The sequence below is a fragment of the Streptomyces sp. NPDC002055 genome, assembly GCF_040296705.1.
In the GTDB taxonomy this organism is placed as follows: Bacteria; Actinomycetota; Actinomycetes; order Streptomycetales; family Streptomycetaceae; genus Streptomyces.
Genome location: NZ_JBEOXS010000081.1, coordinates 1 through 15,883, shown reverse-complemented (window position 1 = coordinate 15,883; position 15,883 = coordinate 1). Strand labels below are relative to the sequence as shown.

Genomic DNA, 15,883 nt, shown 5'->3' with positions numbered 1-15,883 from the left:
GCTTGGTCCGCGGACTCGGACGGCGCCCGGCCCGCGATCACCGTCTGACCGGCCTGGGCTGGCTCATCGAGGCCGCGTTCGTCTACACCGACGACTCCGTCTGGGAACCCCTCGCGCTGGCCGCCGGCACCGAGGCCCCGGACACCCCGGCCGATGCCGTGGCCGAGCTGCTCACTGCGATCGCCGGCCGTCTCACCGCTGTCCTGGACACCGGCCTGCTGCCCGCCGAGCTGACCGAAATGGCCCTGTACTACCGGGCCAAGGCCCACAAGGACCTCAGCCAGAACGACGCCGCCCGAACCGGGATGCAGCAGGTCGCCGACGCCGATGGCCGCCTCGCCGTCAAGGCCCGCCGGGCACTGGCCAACCTGGCCCGGCTCGCCGGCGACTTCCCCACCGCCCTGGCGGCCGTCCCCACCCTGGGCTGGAAGGGCCGCCACCACCATGTCCTCGGCGACATCCACTGGTCCCACGCCGACACCGCGGCCGCCGTCGCCGCCTTCGAAGCCGGCCGTGCCGAAGCCGAGCAGCACGGTGCCGCCGGCGAGCGCGCCATGATGCAGGTCCGTCTCGCCCTCGCCGTCTCCTTCGCCGACCCCGACCGAGCAGTGGGCACACGGTGCGGGGCTGCTGGCGCCGTGCGTGTGCCTGGCCGTTTCGGTGGCTCCGTTCCTTGTCCCGCCCGTTCGGGTGGGACAAGGAACGGGTGGAGCGTCGCGCCCGCACCGCACCGTCGCTGATGATGAGGGCCGCGGGGCGGGGCCCGGATCGCCCCCTTGCCGGCCGCAGCTGGTGACGCTGCCCCTCCGGCCGCCCGGGAGGACCCCAAACACCGGGGCCCGTCCCGCACTGATCACTTCGGTGGTGGTCACCGCCGAACACCCAGAACCGGCCCCAATCTCGGCGTCCTGTCTCACCCATCCTGGTTCAGCTTGGGGCAGATCCGCCCCAAGCTGTGAGACGGAGAAGGGCTCCCCACCCGCGTACTGCCCGTCGGCGAGCTTCACCTCGCCCGGGACCAGTCATCAGCCGAGCCGGATGAGGGGCGTACGGAGCGATGACCACCCTGTGGCGGACCACACTGTCCGCGCTCCAGAACCATGATGCCCCCGGCCGTGAGCAGGCCCTCGGCCCCGGCGGCGTCGAGGGCGTCGCCTCCGCACGGCACGTCAGATCAGCAACTTGCCCACTTCAGGAAGGCGTCCTTCGGCTCGTTGGCCGCGGTCCAGTCGAAGTGGATCGTGGTGCCCGCCGGCCCAACGCGCGGGGACTCCTCGTACCTGTTCTCGGAGGTGTACACCTTGAAAAAGGGGCACCGACCGTCGGACCTGTCGTCCCGAATCCAGCCCCAGACGTGTCGGTCACACCACTGAATTTCTCCGTGCCCCTCCCTGATGGTCCAGACGTGGACACCACTGCATCCATCGGCCTTGGACGGGGCCGACGTGGCGGCTGTCGCGGAAGGACCGGCAAACACAGTCATGACCGCCGCTAAAGCGAGCGGTACAGCCAGGAACTGGCGCTTCATGAGCTTCCTCTTCCTGTAGTGGAACTGCCATCACACGACCTGAGCAGCCTCTCAGAGGAGAAATCCATCAAGAGTGGCTGCAAATAGAGGAAAAGGAGCAGAGAATACCATCTTGACAGGGAATGCTTCAGACGGGTGTGTACGTCATATTTGCCGTCGGCACGCCCACTGATGGCGCCTACTCAACCCCACCGGAAGGCCCCGGCCCCGGGGCAGCGTTCGGCAGCGCCGACGTGCTGCGCATCCACGCCGGCGCCTACCGCGTGATGTATGAGATCAGCGACCAGCAGGTCCGGATCAGCGTGATCCGCCTCGGACGCCTCCGCTGATCCCGCAGCTGCCCCTTGCGCCGCCAGATCATCAGGGACCGTCGGCAGGGGGAGAGTCGGTCGGGGCCGCGATCGGGGCCGCGAAGTCCGGGATCGGCGGTGGCTTACGGGTCGGGGGCCGGGGCGGGGAAGCGCTCGGCGAGGCCCTCCAGGAGCCGGGCGTAGGCGGCGCGCTTCGGCGGCCGCGGCTCGCTCCGCCCGGCCTCCCAGTTTCCGACCGACTCGCGGCGTGCCTGAAGGGCCTTCGCGATCTGGTCCTGGCTCAGTCCGGCGGCCTCCCGTAGGCGCTTGCGTTCCGCAGGTGGCGGCAGGGGGTCCTGAGCGACCTGTTCGAGCAGTGCGTCAACCGCGCTGAACAGTGCCTTTTCATCGTTGGGCACACGGATCACCTCCACTCCCAGGCTACATGAAACGCGTGTGAATTGCTCTCGGTTTTAACGTCGATTGCGCATGGATGTTATGTTGACCATGGTCTGCCAGCCGGCGGCAACAGGAACGGGTCGTCCGGGGAGGGCGCTTGCGAGACGAGGTTCTGCACCGGGTGATCCTGCCGACGGCGTTGAAGGGCGGGGTACGCCAGGACCGGCCGGTCGTCGTGATCGTCGGTGGGCAGCCCGGTGCCGGGAAGACCGCGGTGGCGGACCTGGTTCAGGCAGCGCTGGATGGTCGTGGTGGCGCGGTGAGGGTCTGCAGCGACCTCTACAAGGCCGCGCACCGCCGGTACGGCGAGTACCTGGCCGGCGATGTCCGCACCGCGGGGGTGAAGGTTCGTCCGGACACCCGCCGATGGCAGGCTGCGGTCGAGGATCACGTCCGGGAGTACGGGTTCGACGCGGTGGTCGAGTCCGCCCTCGCCGACATCCAGGGGTTCCGGACCTCCGCGGCCGCGTACCGGCAGAGCGGCCACCGGATCGAGGTGGTGGCGCTCGCGACTCCGGAGGCGCTGAGCCAGCTCGGAATCCTGGACCGTTTCCTGTCCGAGGCGATGGTCGGTGGCGGCCGGTACGTGTCGTGGGAGAACCACGACACGTGCGCGAAGGCGATGCTCGTGACGCTGGCCGCGGTCGAGGCCGAGCAGCTGGCCGACCGCATCACCGTGGTACGCCGGGACGGCACGGTGCTGTACGACAACGAACTCATCGACGGTTGCTGGCGTCGTCGGCCGGCGGCGGACAAGGCGGTGACGTACGAGCGCTCCCGGCCCTGGACCGCGCGGGAGACAGCTGTCTTCCGCCGTGATCTGGCGCGGACCGATCAGCGGCTGCACCGCGATCTCGGCTGTGAGGACCGCCGCTTGGCCGTCCAGCGGGATATCGAGCGCGCAGCTGCTCTGGCCGAGCCGGTGAGGCGCATCGCCCAGCCGCGCCGGCGGGCTCCGGGCGTGGACTACCACCGGCTCTCCACCTCCGAGCATCGGTGGGTCTTCGAGGAGCTGATCGCGCCGTCGTACCTGAGCGGCATCGTCACTCGGGACGATCCGCGCGCTGTCTACGTCTTGGGGCAGCCGGGGGCGGGCAAGCTGCTGGCCGCCCGCATGGTCCGCCGCGCGATGCGGCCTGGCACGACCCGGCTGGTCGGTGACGACCTCAAGGCCCAGCACCCCGACTACTTCCAGCTGCTGCGCGACGACCCCCGCAGCGCCGGAGCTGCCATCCGAGCCGACTACCGTGCCTGGTTCGCCTGGGCCGAGCAGTACGTCCGCGACCGGCGCGGCGACATCCTGGTCGAGGCCGCCCCCGGCAGCGTCGAGGAGTTCCTCGCCAGCGCGCTGCCGTTCGCGGCCGGCGGCTACCCGGTCGAGCTCGTCGTCCTGGCCGTGCGGGAGGCCGACAGCCGACTCGCGACCGCGCTGCGCTACGCCCGCGCCCTGCAGCGTGGCGGCACCGGCCGGTTCACCAGCCGCTCCGGACACGACACCTGCTTCCACGCGCTCGCCGACATCGTCGCCGTCGCCGAGCAGCACCCGCAGATCGCGGCCATCACGGTGATCCGCCGGGACGGCCAGGCCCTGCTGCGCCACGAGAACGGCTCCGGCGGCGGGCGGGCTTCGTGGGCACTGGCAGCGGAACGGCTCCGGCCGTACACCGAGCAGGAGGCCGCGGCATTCCTCCGTCTCCACCAGGGGCTGTGCCGGGCGCTCCCGCGGAACCGGGAGGAACTGGATGAGATCGCCACGCTCGCCCGGCCGTTGATGCCCGCGCGGGTGCAGCCGGCTCGCCTCGGCCGGCCGCACCCGCCCGTCTGGCCCCTGCCCGTACCGAGCAGGGCCGCGGGTTACGACTCCTTCAGCTCCTTCAGCCGCGCGGCGTAGACGGCGGCGATCCGGTCGGCCTCCTCCGGATCCGCCGTCGCCAGCTGGGCCCCGTCTGCGAGGGCGGCCTCCCGGCCGGCCTTCAGCTCCTCGATCCGCTCCTCGTCGGGCACCGGCGCGCGGCGCTGTTCGAGGAGCTGGATGTTGTACCAGTTCACCACCTCCTGGATGGCCTCCTCGGCCGCCTGCTCCTCGCCGCCTTCCAGGCCGGAGAAGTCACTGCTGGGGGTGTCGGACACGGCCCACCACCTTCGTGTTGATCTTGATTCGAAACGGCCATTGTCTCCCTGGCTGAATCCGGTGGGACAGGGCCGCGACACGCCACAACGACGAGTGGAACCCCTGTGCCTGCCGCAGCATCCCGGCGATGCTTCGCCAAGGGGCCTGACGCAGGCATAGGTTGGGCCCGGGTGATCATCTTTCGGGGGTGGACGTGGCAGGGCGGGATCTCAGGGCGCTGTTCAGCACGAACGACCGTGGCCTGACGACGGCTGAGGCGTTCACCAACCGCCAGGTGCAGTGGGATCTGGTCGCGGCTGCGCTCGCCGAGCATCTGCGGCGTACCTCCGGGCCGGCCTTCGATGTGGAGGATCTCGAGGCGCCGCGCGAGAACGTGCTGGTCTTCCACGGGGTCGGCGGCATCGGCAAGACGACGCTCTCCCGCAAGGTGGAGGCCGCGCTGGCCGGAGCCGAGCACCGGCCGGCCCAGTGGGGTGAACCCGCCTGGCCCGCCGGCCCGTCGGTCCTTCCTGTACGGATCGACCTCGCCCGCTCCGCCGGCACCGACTTCGAGCACGTCGTGCTGACGATCCGCGCCGCGCTCGCCGAACTGGGCCGCCCACTGCCCGCCTTCGACATCGCCCTGCGCCGGTACTGGGAGGCCCAGCACCCCGGCGAGAGCATGGAGGAGTATCTGCGGCGCGGCGGTCTGGGTGCCCGGTTCGGCAAGGCCATGCCGCAGCAGGTGCAGTCCGCCCTCGCCGATGTCGCCCAGGCCCTGCTGCTGCCCGGCACCGTCGGCTCCGCGATCGGCCAGATCACCGGCTCGCTGACGGGGGCGCTGCGGGAGCGGCGGCAGACCGTGCGGGCGCTCGCCGGATGTGCGCGGCTGGCGGACCTGCTGGAGGCCGAGGCGGACCTCGAGGCCCTGTCCTTCTACCCGCACCTGCTCGCCTGGGAGCTCGCCCAGCTCCCCGCGAACAAGGCCGTGACCCCGGTGGTCCTGCTGGACACCTTCGAGGACGTCGGCGACCGCACCCACCGGGACATGGAGCGCCTGCTCCAGCGGATGGTGTGGCTGATGCCGAACTGCTTCTTCGTCGTCACCGGCCGCTCCCGCCTGCAGTGGGCCGACGCGGCCCTGCAGGGGCAGCTCGACTACACCGGCCCGAGCGCCTGGCCGGGTCTGGCCCTGCCCGCCGCCGTCCCGGCCGCCCGCGCCGCCCGGCCGCCCCAGCTCGGCCGCGGGCGGCAGGTCCTCGTCGGCGACTTCTCCCCCGAGGACTGCGAGGACCACCTCGCCCGCCGGCTCACCCGCGACGGCACACCACTGATCAGCCAGGAAGTCCGCCAGGTCATCATCGACCGCTCCCACGGCCTGCCGCTCTACCTCGATCTGTCGGTGATGCGGTTCCTGGAGATCCGCCGCACCGGCCGCACACCGCAGCCGGCCGACTTCGACCACGACTTCCCCGCCCTGATCGCCCGCACCCTGTCCGACCTCACCGCCGACGAGCGGCACGTCCTGCGCTCCGTGGCCCTGTTGGACGCCTTCGACCTGAACCTGGCCACCGCGGCCGCCGGACTACCGCACCAGGCACCGGCCCTGCGCCTGATCGAGCGGCCTTTCGTCCGCGAGAACCCCTTCGGGCTGTGGCCGTACCACCTGCACGGGCTGATCCGCTCCACAGTCCGCGGCGCCGCCGACCAGGCCGACGACCGCTGGTCGGCGCGCGACTGGGAACAGGCAGCCCAGCGGGCGCTGGCCGCCCTCGGCGAGCAGTGGAATGAGCGCACCGGCCGGGACCGGATCCTGCTGGTCGGCTGCCTGCGCCAGGGCCTGGCTCTGGCACGCGACTTCCGTCTCGACCTGGGCTGGCTGGCCGAAGCCGCCTGGGCCTACGTCAGCGACTCCGTGTGGGAGCCGCTCGCCCCGCCCACCCGGAACGACACCGACACCGACACCGACAGCGGCACGGCGACAGCGGCCGAGGCCCTCGTCGAGCTCCTGGCCGCGCTCGCCCGCCGCCAGCACGAGCACCGCTCGGTCACCGCCTCCCGCCTCGCCGCCGTCACCCGCACCGCACTGCTGCCCGCCGACCTGCACGAGATGGCCGTCTACTACCTCGCCAAGGCCCAGCGCGACCTCGGGGACTCCGCCGGCTCCCGCCGCGGGATGCAGCTCGTCGCCGACGGCGGAAGCCGCCTGGCGCCCGCGGCCCGGCGGGGCCTGGCGCACCTTGCCCGCCTCGCCGGCGACTTCCCCGCCGCGTACGCCACAGCCGGAACCCTCGGCTGGGCCGGCCGCCAGCACCGCGTCACCGGCGACATCCTCTGGCCCCACGGCGACATGAACCGCGCGGCCGCCGCCTACGCCGCGGCCCGCGACCAGGCCGAGCAGCACGGCATCGCCGGCGAACGTGCCACCAGCCAGGCCCAGCGCGCCTACGCCCTGGCCTTCACCGACCCGGACATCGCGGCCGATGAAATCCACCTCGCCGAACAGCTGCTGACCGGGCTCGACCTCCGCGCCACCGGCTTCACCGTGCAGATCGCCGCACTCGCCCGCGATGCCGGCACCCTCAGCAGCCTCGAACAGGCTCGCGTGCTACGCAGCGAGATCAGCACGGCCGGAATCACCGCTGCACAGACAGCACTCGAACTCGCCCTCGTCTTCCACCACGCCGTCAACGGCGACCAGACCAAGGCACGGGCCAGCATCACCAGGCTCCACAACCTCACCCGGACCGGCGACTACACCTACTACGTCGACATCGCCCACTACATGGCCGGCCTGCCGCTGGAGGCGGCCTCCGAGGCCCGGTGGCTCGACAGCGAACAGGACACCCGCGACCGCTGGCGCGGCCTGGTCACCGCGCGACAGACGTACCTGCACGCCCGGCGCTGAACCATCGAAGGCGGGGGCCGTGTCCAGGGACGCGTTCAACAACGCCGTCCACGATGTCATCGCCCAGCTGCGCACCGAACTGCGAGAGGTCCGTGAACTCGAGCGAAGCGGACGCGGGTGTGAGGCAACATCAACACGGGCCGTCGGCGGGCAGGTGCGCCCACGGCCGCGTTGACGGGACTGAACACCGAACGCGGTGGACTCGCCAGCGGGTGAAAGAACGTCCCGGCGGGACGCGGCCGCTGCCTAGAGGTAGACGACGCGGACGACGGTGACGGTCAGCACGGTGTTGCTGACGTAGTAGCGGACGACGACCCCGCTGACGGTGGCCTCGCGCCGGTCGGCGTCGGCCTTGACCGGTGTGGATGCGTGCCCGTATGGGTCGGCGGCCAGGCGCTGCATCCCGGTATCGAAGGCGGTCCGTAACGCGCGGGGCATCGCCTGGCGGGCCTGGTCGGCGGGCGGGGCGTACTGGACGCGGTAGCGGCTCACGCCACCTCCGAGCCAGGCGTACCGGGATCGACGGCGCCGATGTCCTCGCCGCGGGCCAGGCGCTCGTAGAGGGCGTCGTCCTCGTCGTCGGCGCCGGTGCCGGCCAGCGCCCAGCGCACCAGGGCGGCCGGGAGCTCGGCGGCGGGGACGTGCTCGATGTCGCGGTCGAACTCCGCGGCCCGGTCCGCGTCCATGGTGGCGCGGACCGCGGCGATGGTGCCGGGCAGCTCCACGAGCTCACCGCCGATGACGGTCTTGAGGGTGGCGTCCATGATGGCCTCCTTGTGCCCGTACGGTACGCCTGCCCGCACAGTCGGCGCGGCCCTCACCGCGCACCCGGCCCGGGTGACTGCGGGCGCCGGCCGCCCTCGAGGTGGGCCATCGCGTAGACGCGCTCGTCCGGGTAGCGGGCCAGGCGTGCCATCGTCCACGCGGTGCGGGCGTCCATGCCCGGCCCGAAGTCGGCAGCCAGGCGGCGGGCCTGCCAGGTCGTGCGCGGGGCGAGCAGCCAGCGGGCAAGGGAGAACCGCACCCGGCCGGTGCCGGCCGCGCTCGGGTCGCTCGATGATGTGTCGGCCACGCCCACGACACTCGCGGCGCGGCCGGCCGGTATGGGGGCGGTCGGCTGGCAACCACCTCATCGAGTGGCCGGCAGTCGCACGCTTCGGCGAAATCCACGCGAAGGGGCGAGCCGGTTACGGCCTCCGCGCGGGTCTGGGTCAGGTGGGGTTCAGTGGAGTGATGCCGGTGCCCACGTACAGCTCCGGCTCCAGCGACAGGACCGTGAGCGGCTCTCCCGCCTTCACCGCGTGCCAGGCGATCGCCGCCGGGTGAACCACCGGCCAGTCCACGTTCCTCCAGTCCATCGCATCCACCGCATGGGCCGCGGTGAACGGAACATTCTCCGCGAACTGCAGGGACGCCGCGTGCATGCCCGCGCCCGTGATCAGCCGCTCGGCAGCCAGGACCGACAGCGAGGGGAGGATGACCCGCCCGGTGCCGCGCGAGGCCTCGATGTAGAGGCCGGTGAAGAAAGGATCCGCTCGGAAAAGGGCCGCCAGCGCGGTGTGATCCAGGACAGCCGTCAGATTCATGCGGCAGCGCCGCCCTGATGAGCGCGGATCTTCGCCCACGCGTCCTGGCCGGCCTGCTCGACCTGCTCGGTGTACTCGACACCGAGCTCCCGGGCCGCCTCCAGCGCACGCTGCTCCCGCTCAGCCGCCGTGAGCTCGCGAGAAGCAAAATCCTCCAGCAGATCCGTGATCGTGGTACCGCGCTCCTTGGCAAGAATGCGCAGCCTGTCGCGCACCTTCTCGCTGGTCTTGATACTCGTCGGCTTGCTCATACCACCGATTCTACCGCCGGTAGAACCTCGCCGCCCTTCCATTCCAAAATTTTGGAATGGCCCCATCCCGGCCCCCGGCCGTGGTGCCCCGTAGAGCCAGAGCGCCGCCGCTGCTTCCGGGCGGCGCCCGGCTCCGCTCCGCTGCTACGAGTGCTGTTGGATCCGCCAGAGGGTGACGCCGACCAGGCCGGTGCCGATGCCGTGACAGGTGCCGCGCAGGAGGCGGATGGGCCGCGTCGCGGCGGTGGCGGCGGGCCGCACCCCGAGGTGAGTGCGGCACCGGTGCTGGGCCACCGTTGCTCGGAACTCCCGGCGTGCGTAGGCGCGGACCGCGGTGTGCTCCGTCTCAGGCCGTACGCACCCCTGTAGCCTGGAACCCCATTTCGGTCGATTTGAGATTAATGAGGCTTAACCGTGGGCGACGATGCACTTGAGAAGCTCTTGGAGCAGCTTTCGCCGGAGAACAGGGCCTGGGTTGAGGCCCTGCCGACAGATCGGCGAGGGCGTCTGCTCGAGGAATGGCAAGAGAAGGGCGGCGCGACCGGTCTCGGTGGCGTCGACAGCGCGCCCAGCTATGTGCACGCCGACGAAATGGTCACCGAACTCCGGCAATCGGAAAGCGAATGATACCGGGCTCCTCCTTGACCCCCTTATAGAACCCGCCCTGTGTGGCGGGTTCGACGAAGGGCCCTGTAGGAGATCGACGCCGCAGGGCCACACGGCCGCCTGCCACTGGTCGCACCCCTTCCCCGCCTCGCCTGCTCGCCCGGGAGAGGGGCCGGGGTTAGTGTCGGATGGTGGCCGCTGATACATGGACGCAGGCTGTGCGGCAGCAGCTCGGTCTTGGCCGGTTGCTTCCGCTCGGCGGGCCCGAGGACGGCGCCTGGATCACCGAACAGGCCGCCGTACGGGCGCTCAGTCGCGCGGTCCTGGACGTGGACGGCGTCAGCGTGGAGACCATGCGGATCGGGCCGGCCCGCACCGAGCCCCTGGGCGAACCTGCTGTGCCTCCGCCGGCCAGCGCCCTGCCACCAGGGCCACTGCGGATCGAGGCCGACTTCTCAGCGGCCATGACCCGGCCCCTGGCCGAGGCCGCCGAGGGCTTGCGGAGCGCGCTGCTCACCGCAGCCGAGGTACGCCTGGGCTTGCCTGCGGTCGAAGTCGACTTGCAGGTCACAGGTCTGCTGGAGGATCTGCCCGCGGCCGCCGCCCGGTTGCGGGCAGAGCTGCGGTTCATGGCCGGGGACCAAGAGGCTCCGACAGGTGGGTGGCAGGGCGGAGCCGCAGAGGCCGGGCACCGGTCACCGGGACCGGTGCTCGTGCGGGACCCGGCTGTCGAGCTGGCCGAAGTTGCGGCGGACGTGCCCGGCGTCGCCCGCCTCGCCCCCGCCCTGGGAGGTCTTTCCCGCCCGGTCGGTGTGGCATACCGGGAGCCCACCGGCTGGCACGTGACCGTCCAGGTGGCAGTCGCTGCGGGCCACCGTTCCCTTGATGTCGCGCGCACGCTTCGAGCAGCGCTGGCCGAGGCTGCCGCCGGAGACGCACCCGGCCCGGTCACTGTCGCGGTCCTCATCACCAGCGCCGAGTCTGCGGGCATTCACGACGGATCACCTGCGTCCTGACGAGCTGTTCGACAGGCGGCCCTGTACGCCCCACTTGCTCGTGCAGACGCTGCCGCCCGCGCCGGAAATCGCTCGGATGGGCGGAACGAGCCGCGTCGGGGCAAGGGCACGCAGAGCAGAAGGGATCTTCCCCGGCGTTCGGCAGGCTGCGGAATTGCCCTGCGCCCGGTCGGCCGGAATCGCCTGGGACACCGCTGAAGAATCGCACCGTCACTTCACCGGCCCGTGTGGCAGCTTCTATTACCGTGTTCCCTGCCTCGCTGATGAGGCCCTTTCAGGAATCCGAGAGGGGCCGTCAAGCGCCGTGCCTCAGGTCGGTTCGACATCGGGGCAGCGCTGAGGGGCGCCGTCGGCCGAACCAGGGACGTGACCTCGGCTGTCGCCAGGAATGTTCGGGCCGTGTCGATTCAGCTGTGGCTGAGCGGGTCAGGAGGAGCGCTGATGCACAAGTCTGCTTTCGAGCACATGGCACTCTGCGTGAAGGAGTACATGCCGACGAACCGGCGGCACCGGGTCGTGGATCTGGGGGCGCGGGTTTCCAAGAACCAGAGTGTCACGCACAGAGACCTGCTCAGCCGGCACGACATCCACTATGTGGGCGTCGATGTCCTCGACGGGCCGAACGTGGATGCCGTCATGGCGAAGCCCTACCGCATTCCGGTGAAGTCCAACAGCGCCGATTTCGTCCTCTCGGGGCAGGCGTTCGAGCACATCCCGTTCTTCTGGGCAACGATGATGGAGATTGCGCGGGTCCTCAGGCCCATGGGCATGGCCTTCATTACGGCGCCCTCACGTGGCCATGTGCACGACGCGCAGGACTGCTGGCGCTACTACCCGGACGGGTTCCGGGCCATGGCCGCGTACTCCGGGCTCCAGCTTCGCGAGGCATACACCGACTTCCCGCCGATGAAGGGGATTCGGCACGACTACGCGGCCATCGATGCCCAGCATGCCTACTGGGGCGATTCGGTCGGCGTCTTCCAGAAGACCCGCCAGCGCCGACGACTGCACATGTTCCTCGTTCGCGAACTGACCGTGCGGTGGGCCAACCGTATCGGCGGCGTGGAAGCCACCCCCCTCCCCGCTCCGGTCCAAGGCCGCGAAGTGTGCGGACGTCCTGCCACCCCATAGCCCCCGGTGCGCACGCCCCGGCGTCAGCCGGGCCGAGCCGTGACAGATCGTGGCTCGGTGCGGCGAGCTCTGAGCCAACGCGGTTTTGAGGCCGGTGGAGGGCGCGCTCAGTCACGGCAACGGCTCCGTTGTTCATCGAGGCGGCACGACGCACACAAAGGCCCCGGCCCCAGCTCCGGCACCGGCTACTTCGCCTACTTCACCGACATCGCCCACTTCATGGCCGGCCTCCCCCTTCCGGAGCCCTCGACGATCCGCTGGACCAGGAGCGAAGACGAGGTCCGCTCCGCATGGCGCGGTCTGGTCCAGGCCCGGCAGGAACACCTGCTCGCCGGAAGCTGGACCCTGGACGCACCGCGGCCCCGACCAGAGGTGTCTGGACGCTGACTCTGTCGGGGATCTTGGGGATCCCCGGCGGGGCAGCATGATCAACGGGCATGCTCGGCTCTGTTCAAGGACCGATGCAGTTGTCGAGGTGCCCGTTGTCGCTCCATGCCCGTTCTGGTGAGCAAGTCCCTTCTCTGACCGTGCAGATGGCGCGGGCGAGCAACCCGGGCGGTACGACGGCGATGTGGGTGAGAGACCGCCTGGGCGGGCTGTGGCGTGACGAGGACTTCGCCGACTGGTACCCGCGCGACGGCCGCCCGGGGCTCTCGCCTGCCCAGCTGGCCACCGTCTGCGTGCTGCAGTTCCTGCTCGGTCTGTCGGACCGGCAGGCGGCCGAGGCGGTTCGCTGCCGCATCGATTTCAAGTACGCGCTGGCCATGGACCTGGACGATCCCGGCTTCCACCACAGCGTGCTGGCCGACTTCCGCGACCGCCTCACCGAGGACGACCGGGCCGACCGTCTCCTCGACCTCGCGCTCGCGCGCCTGAAAGAGGCCGGTCTCGTCCGCGAGCGCACCACTCAGCGCACGGACTCCACCCACGTCCTGGCCGCGGTGCGCGACCTGACCCGGCTGGAACTGGTCACCGAGGCCGTCCGCGCCGCGCTGGAAGAACTGGCCGGCACAGCTCCGCACCTGCTGACCGACCTTGTCGACGAGGAGTGGGGGCGCCGCTACGGCCGCCCGGTCCGTCTGGGCAAGAACCCCACCCGTCCCAAGACCAGGATCCTCGCCACCGGCGGCGACGCCGTCCGGCTGCTGGAACACGTCGGAGAGCACGGGGCGGACCGCCTGTCCGGTCCCCGCATCCAGGCCCTGCGGCAGATCGTGGTGCAGAACTACTACCGCGACGGGGCGGGCCGCCTTCGCTGGCGCACCGCCGAGGACGGCGGGCTGCCGCCCTCGGCGGTCGCGGTCGTCTCGCCCTACGATCCGACGGCCCGCTACGCGCGCCGCGGCGACACCCGGTGGAAAGGGTTCGTCGCGCACCTCACCGAGACCTGCGATCCCGACGGCGTCAACGTGATCACCGATGTGGCCACCACCGACGCCACCGGCTACGACGCGAAGGCTCTGCCCGGCATCCACACCCGGCTCAAGCATCGCGGGCTGCTGCCCGCCGAGCACCTGGTCGACGGCGGCTACACCTCCCTGGTCCATCTGGAACAGGCAGCCCGCGAACACCGGGTCACGGTCACCGGACCACTGCCGGTCAACACCACCCGCCAGAACCGCAGGAACAACGGCTTCGGCCGCGACGACTTCCACATCGACTTCGACCGCCGGCAGGTCACCTGCCCGCAGGGCGAGACCAGCGCGGGATGGCACGGCCCCTACCCAGCCTCCTCACCCGCCGCGGCACCTCTGATCATCGCGCGGTTCACCAAGAGCCAGTGCCGTCCCTGCCCGGTCCGCACCCGCTGCACGACCACCGCCGACAGAGCCCGGAGCGTGGGCTTTCCCCCGCGAGAACTCCGTGACCTGCAACTCCGTGTCCGCGCCGAGCAGCAGACACCCGAATGGCAGGCCCGCTACGCGGTCCGCTCCGGAGTGGAGGGCACCGTCAACGAACTCGCCCACGGACACGGCATGCGCCGCTGCCGCTACCGGGGACAGCGCAAAGCGCACTTACAGCACGTGTTCACCGCCATCGCCGCAAACATCGAACGCCTCAGCCGGCTGCCAGCGCCCGGAGAACGGCCGCCCACCGCCTTCCAGAACTACCTGGACCGAAACCAGATCCCCCGGCCGAGGACTTGGCGGTCCGCCAGAGACTGAGCAGACCACCAAGATCCCCGACAGAGTCAGCGTCCAGAGGTGTCTGGTCGGGGCCGTCGCCATGTACGGGCCGGGCACCGGGCCCGGAGAAATCAGCCGGCGTCGGGGCGCTGCCCCACGAACTGGCTGAGCAGCTCGATGATCTGGGCCTGGTTCCGGTCGATCTTCTTGTCGATGGCCTCGACCTTCTGGTCCAGGTTCCCGATCTGGAGACGTACCGCGGTGAGGTCGGACTTGATGATCCCGAACTCCCGGTCGTGCTTCTCAGCGACCTCTTCGAAACGCCGGTTCAGGGCAGCGAGCTCGCTCTGAGCGATGGGGTTCTCGGGCACGCGGGTACTCCTGCCAGATCACAAAAACCGCAGATAGGAGGACTCCACGATAGCGCGCCTGCACCCCGCCTCGTCCTGGCTCCGAGGTGCCGCTGCCGCCCGCCGTCAGCCTCGCTGGTCGAGGGGCCGGTGCCGCGCCCGCTGATGATGCCGCTGGTGCGCGGCGAGCTGGCCTTCCCCCGCGCCCCGGCCGGACCCCCATCTACGCGGTGGACCCGCAACTGGCCCGGATCACCACGGAGTTCTCCGACCGCAGCCGCCCTTGACCGGCCCGGGGGAAGGCGCTGGCAGCGGCGCGTGGAAAGGCCCTCCTTCGCGGAGCGCACCTGTCATCCTGATGGCAGCCGGGCAGCCCCGGCCTTCTGCCCCGCGTGCGTGGGGATGGCGTCACCAGGCGAACCGCACCGGCCACCGTGTGCGGCCTGGACGCGTACCCCATCCCCTCGTAGCCAGGAAGGCCCCGCCGTGCCCGAACAGACCGACCCGCCCAGCCCCCTCGACAAGACCCTGGCCGCGCTCGCCGCGGCATGCCCCGGCCTGCGGCAGACCGACCCGTCGAAGTTCGGCGCGTCCCTCGCCGACGTGCGGCTCACCCCGCAGCGCACCGCCCGCTTCGCCTGGGCCGGCTACGAGGTGCGGGTGACCGTCGGCCACGAAGACCACCTCGACCGCGACCACCCGGACAGCACCGTCCTGTACCGGGAGGTCCGCGCCCACGCCACCCTCCTCGTCCCCCAGACCGTCGCGGTCGACAGCATCGGGCACGTCGAGTGGGAGATGACCAATCCCCAGTCGGAGATGGCGTTCCCGCCCGCGTTCGCCGTGGCGGCCGCAGACCAGCACGATCCGCGGTTCGCCAGCGCCGTCCTCGCGACCGTGGCGAAGGCCCTCGCGCACGCCCGCCTGGCGACCGAGCACGCGGGCGCCCAGGCCAAGCAGGCCGCGGACGAGGTCCGATGGGAGAGCGAGCGCCCGCCGGGAGTCAGCCAGCGCAAGTGGCTCCGGGACAAGAGGGCGCAGCGGGACGCGGCAACGTAGGCCCCGGCCCCGGTCCCTGTCCGCTCCGGCACAGAGCGCGATGCGGGGCGGGCGCCGCCCCGGATCAGCCGGGGCGGCAGAAACCGACGTCCCGGCCGGGTGAAACGGGCGGCGCGCATCGGCGAGCAGCAGGGCCGGGCGGTGGAGCGGGCCGGGTCCGGCGACACCGAGCTCAACGGCGGACGACGGGCCGGAAGGCGGGGAGCGGGGCCCCCTTTCTGGGCCGGCCCGGCGCGGCCGGTACGACGCGGCGGGGAGGAAAGTGCCTCAGGCGTCCGGCCACATCAGCGTGCTCGTGTCGGTGCGCTCTGCACAGTCGTCGCAGATGACCGCGGGCCAGCCGCGCTTGTCCCGGCGCATGTGGTGCGCGTCGTACACGTCGCACAGCGCGCACGGGATACCGCGGTCCGTCCGGTGGGGGCGATTGACCGGCTTCTCGGCGGCCACCAGGTTCGGGCGAGCC

General features: G+C 71.2%; 19 protein-coding genes and 1 pseudogene. 9 read left to right on the top strand and 11 right to left on the bottom strand.

The genetic code is table 11. The annotated features are described in order from the left end of the window. Window positions 1-2: 2 nt before the first annotated feature. A complete protein-coding gene (locus ABT112_RS31665) occupies window positions 3-740 on the top strand; it encodes a hypothetical protein (protein ID WP_351515232.1) in 738 nt (245 codons plus the stop codon). A 434-nt stretch (window positions 741-1,174) separates the two neighbouring features. On the opposite strand, the gene ABT112_RS31660 is transcribed toward ABT112_RS31665, so the two are convergent. Continuing rightward, window positions 1,175-1,300: a hypothetical protein gene (locus ABT112_RS31660; protein WP_351515231.1), complete on the bottom strand. Its 126-nt coding sequence runs from the start codon at window positions 1,298-1,300 to the stop codon at window positions 1,175-1,177. Between the two features lie 350 nt (window positions 1,301-1,650). Between ABT112_RS31660 and ABT112_RS31655 the strand changes: the two genes are divergently transcribed. Beyond that, window positions 1,651-1,857, top strand: a complete 207-nt coding sequence (locus tag ABT112_RS31655; protein ID WP_351515230.1) for a type II toxin-antitoxin system RelE family toxin — start codon at window positions 1,651-1,653, stop codon at window positions 1,855-1,857. A gap of 34 nt (window positions 1,858-1,891) precedes the next feature. On the opposite strand, the pseudogene ABT112_RS31650 reads toward ABT112_RS31655, so the two are convergent. After that, a pseudogene (locus ABT112_RS31650) lies at window positions 1,892-2,237 on the bottom strand (helix-turn-helix transcriptional regulator); the annotation flags it as partial. 137 nt (window positions 2,238-2,374) lie between these two features. Here ABT112_RS31650 and ABT112_RS31645 point away from each other — a divergent pair. Then, window positions 2,375-4,168, top strand: a complete 1,794-nt coding sequence (locus tag ABT112_RS31645) for a zeta toxin family protein (RefSeq protein WP_351515229.1) — start codon at window positions 2,375-2,377, stop codon at window positions 4,166-4,168. Here the strand turns inward: ABT112_RS31645 and ABT112_RS31640 are convergent. After that, window positions 4,132-4,407 carry a hypothetical protein gene (locus tag ABT112_RS31640; protein ID WP_351515228.1) on the bottom strand — a complete coding sequence of 92 codons (276 nt, stop codon included), beginning with the start codon at window positions 4,405-4,407 and terminating at the stop codon, window positions 4,132-4,134. The genes ABT112_RS31645 and ABT112_RS31640 overlap by 37 nt on opposite strands. A 194-nt stretch (window positions 4,408-4,601) precedes the next feature. Between ABT112_RS31640 and ABT112_RS31635 the strand changes: the two genes are divergently transcribed. Continuing rightward, entirely contained in the window at window positions 4,602-7,295 is a 2,694-nt protein-coding gene (locus ABT112_RS31635) for an ATP/GTP-binding protein (RefSeq protein WP_351515250.1), read from the top strand. Window positions 7,296-7,541: 246 nt separating this feature from the next. Here the strand turns inward: ABT112_RS31635 and ABT112_RS31630 are convergent, their stop codons facing one another. The 6 genes from ABT112_RS31630 to ABT112_RS31605 all read right to left on the bottom strand — a co-directional run bounded on the left by ABT112_RS31630 (window position 7,542) and on the right by ABT112_RS31605 (window position 9,426). Next, complete coding sequence (locus ABT112_RS31630) at window positions 7,542-7,733, bottom strand: hypothetical protein (protein WP_351515249.1); 192 nt, start codon at window positions 7,731-7,733, stop codon at window positions 7,542-7,544. 50 nt (window positions 7,734-7,783) lie between these two features. Beyond that, the gene (locus ABT112_RS31625) at window positions 7,784-8,059 is read right to left on the bottom strand and encodes a hypothetical protein (protein ID WP_351515227.1); all 276 of its coding nucleotides are present in this window, start codon (window positions 8,057-8,059) and stop codon (window positions 7,784-7,786) included. 53 nt (window positions 8,060-8,112) lie between these two features. Further along, entirely contained in the window at window positions 8,113-8,367 is a 255-nt protein-coding gene (locus ABT112_RS31620) for a hypothetical protein (RefSeq protein ID WP_351515226.1), read from the bottom strand. A gap of 139 nt (window positions 8,368-8,506) precedes the next feature. Beyond that, the gene (locus ABT112_RS31615) at window positions 8,507-8,881 is read right to left on the bottom strand and encodes a PIN domain-containing protein (RefSeq protein ID WP_351515225.1); all 375 of its coding nucleotides are present in this window, start codon (window positions 8,879-8,881) and stop codon (window positions 8,507-8,509) included. After that, window positions 8,878-9,132, bottom strand: coding sequence for a hypothetical protein (locus ABT112_RS31610; protein WP_351515224.1), 255 nt, complete (start codon window positions 9,130-9,132; stop codon window positions 8,878-8,880). The genes ABT112_RS31615 and ABT112_RS31610 overlap by 4 nt, the downstream gene beginning before the upstream one ends. Before the next feature lie 144 nt (window positions 9,133-9,276). Then, window positions 9,277-9,426, bottom strand: a complete 150-nt coding sequence (locus tag ABT112_RS31605) for a hypothetical protein (protein WP_351515223.1) — start codon at window positions 9,424-9,426, stop codon at window positions 9,277-9,279. Window positions 9,427-9,546: 120 nt separating this feature from the next. Between ABT112_RS31605 and ABT112_RS31600 the strand changes: the two genes are divergently transcribed. The 4 genes from ABT112_RS31600 (at window position 9,547) to ABT112_RS31585 (ending at window position 14,050) form a co-directional block, all read left to right on the top strand. Continuing rightward, complete coding sequence (locus tag ABT112_RS31600; RefSeq protein WP_351515222.1) at window positions 9,547-9,759, top strand: hypothetical protein; 213 nt, start codon at window positions 9,547-9,549, stop codon at window positions 9,757-9,759. Between the two features lie 167 nt (window positions 9,760-9,926). Further along, window positions 9,927-10,754, top strand: a complete 828-nt coding sequence (locus ABT112_RS31595; RefSeq protein WP_351515221.1) for a hypothetical protein — start codon at window positions 9,927-9,929, stop codon at window positions 10,752-10,754. A 441-nt stretch (window positions 10,755-11,195) separates the two neighbouring features. Beyond that, the gene (locus ABT112_RS31590) at window positions 11,196-11,885 is read left to right on the top strand and encodes a class I SAM-dependent methyltransferase (RefSeq protein WP_351515248.1); all 690 of its coding nucleotides are present in this window, start codon (window positions 11,196-11,198) and stop codon (window positions 11,883-11,885) included. Window positions 11,886-12,454: 569 nt separating this feature from the next. Continuing rightward, a complete protein-coding gene (locus tag ABT112_RS31585) occupies window positions 12,455-14,050 on the top strand; it encodes an IS1182 family transposase (protein WP_351515247.1) in 1,596 nt (531 codons plus the stop codon). A 92-nt stretch (window positions 14,051-14,142) separates the two neighbouring features. Here the strand turns inward: ABT112_RS31585 and ABT112_RS31580 are convergent, their stop codons facing one another. Beyond that, the gene (locus ABT112_RS31580) at window positions 14,143-14,382 is read right to left on the bottom strand and encodes a hypothetical protein (RefSeq protein ID WP_351515220.1); all 240 of its coding nucleotides are present in this window, start codon (window positions 14,380-14,382) and stop codon (window positions 14,143-14,145) included. Window positions 14,383-14,847: 465 nt separating this feature from the next. Here ABT112_RS31580 and ABT112_RS31575 point away from each other — a divergent pair, with 465 nt between their 5' ends. Beyond that, a complete protein-coding gene (locus tag ABT112_RS31575) occupies window positions 14,848-15,420 on the top strand; it encodes a hypothetical protein (protein WP_351515219.1) in 573 nt (190 codons plus the stop codon). A gap of 267 nt (window positions 15,421-15,687) precedes the next feature. Here ABT112_RS31575 and ABT112_RS31570 read toward each other — a convergent pair. Next, window positions 15,688-15,883, bottom strand: a 196-nt coding sequence (locus ABT112_RS31570) for a hypothetical protein (RefSeq protein ID WP_351515218.1), incomplete at its 5' end; no start/stop codon positions are given.

Excerpts from the sequence above, each read along its gene's own strand:
- ABT112_RS31590 (WP_351515248.1), top strand. The coding sequence starts at position 11,196 with ATGCACAAGTCTGCTTTCGAGCACATGGCACTCTGCGTGAAGGAGTAC.
- ABT112_RS31655 (WP_351515230.1), top strand. The coding sequence starts at position 1,651 with ATGCTTCAGACGGGTGTGTACGTCATATTTGCCGTCGGCACGCCCACT.
- ABT112_RS31615 (WP_351515225.1), bottom strand. The coding sequence starts at position 8,881 with ATGAATCTGACGGCTGTCCTGGATCACACCGCGCTGGCGGCCCTTTTC.
- ABT112_RS31610 (WP_351515224.1), bottom strand. The coding sequence starts at position 9,132 with ATGAGCAAGCCGACGAGTATCAAGACCAGCGAGAAGGTGCGCGACAGG.
- ABT112_RS31625 (WP_351515227.1), bottom strand. The coding sequence starts at position 8,059 with ATGGACGCCACCCTCAAGACCGTCATCGGCGGTGAGCTCGTGGAGCTG.
- ABT112_RS31595 (WP_351515221.1), top strand. The coding sequence starts at position 9,927 with ATGGTGGCCGCTGATACATGGACGCAGGCTGTGCGGCAGCAGCTCGGT.
- ABT112_RS31585 (WP_351515247.1), top strand. The coding sequence starts at position 12,455 with ATGTGGGTGAGAGACCGCCTGGGCGGGCTGTGGCGTGACGAGGACTTC.
- ABT112_RS31630 (WP_351515249.1), bottom strand. The coding sequence starts at position 7,733 with ATGCCCCGCGCGTTACGGACCGCCTTCGATACCGGGATGCAGCGCCTG.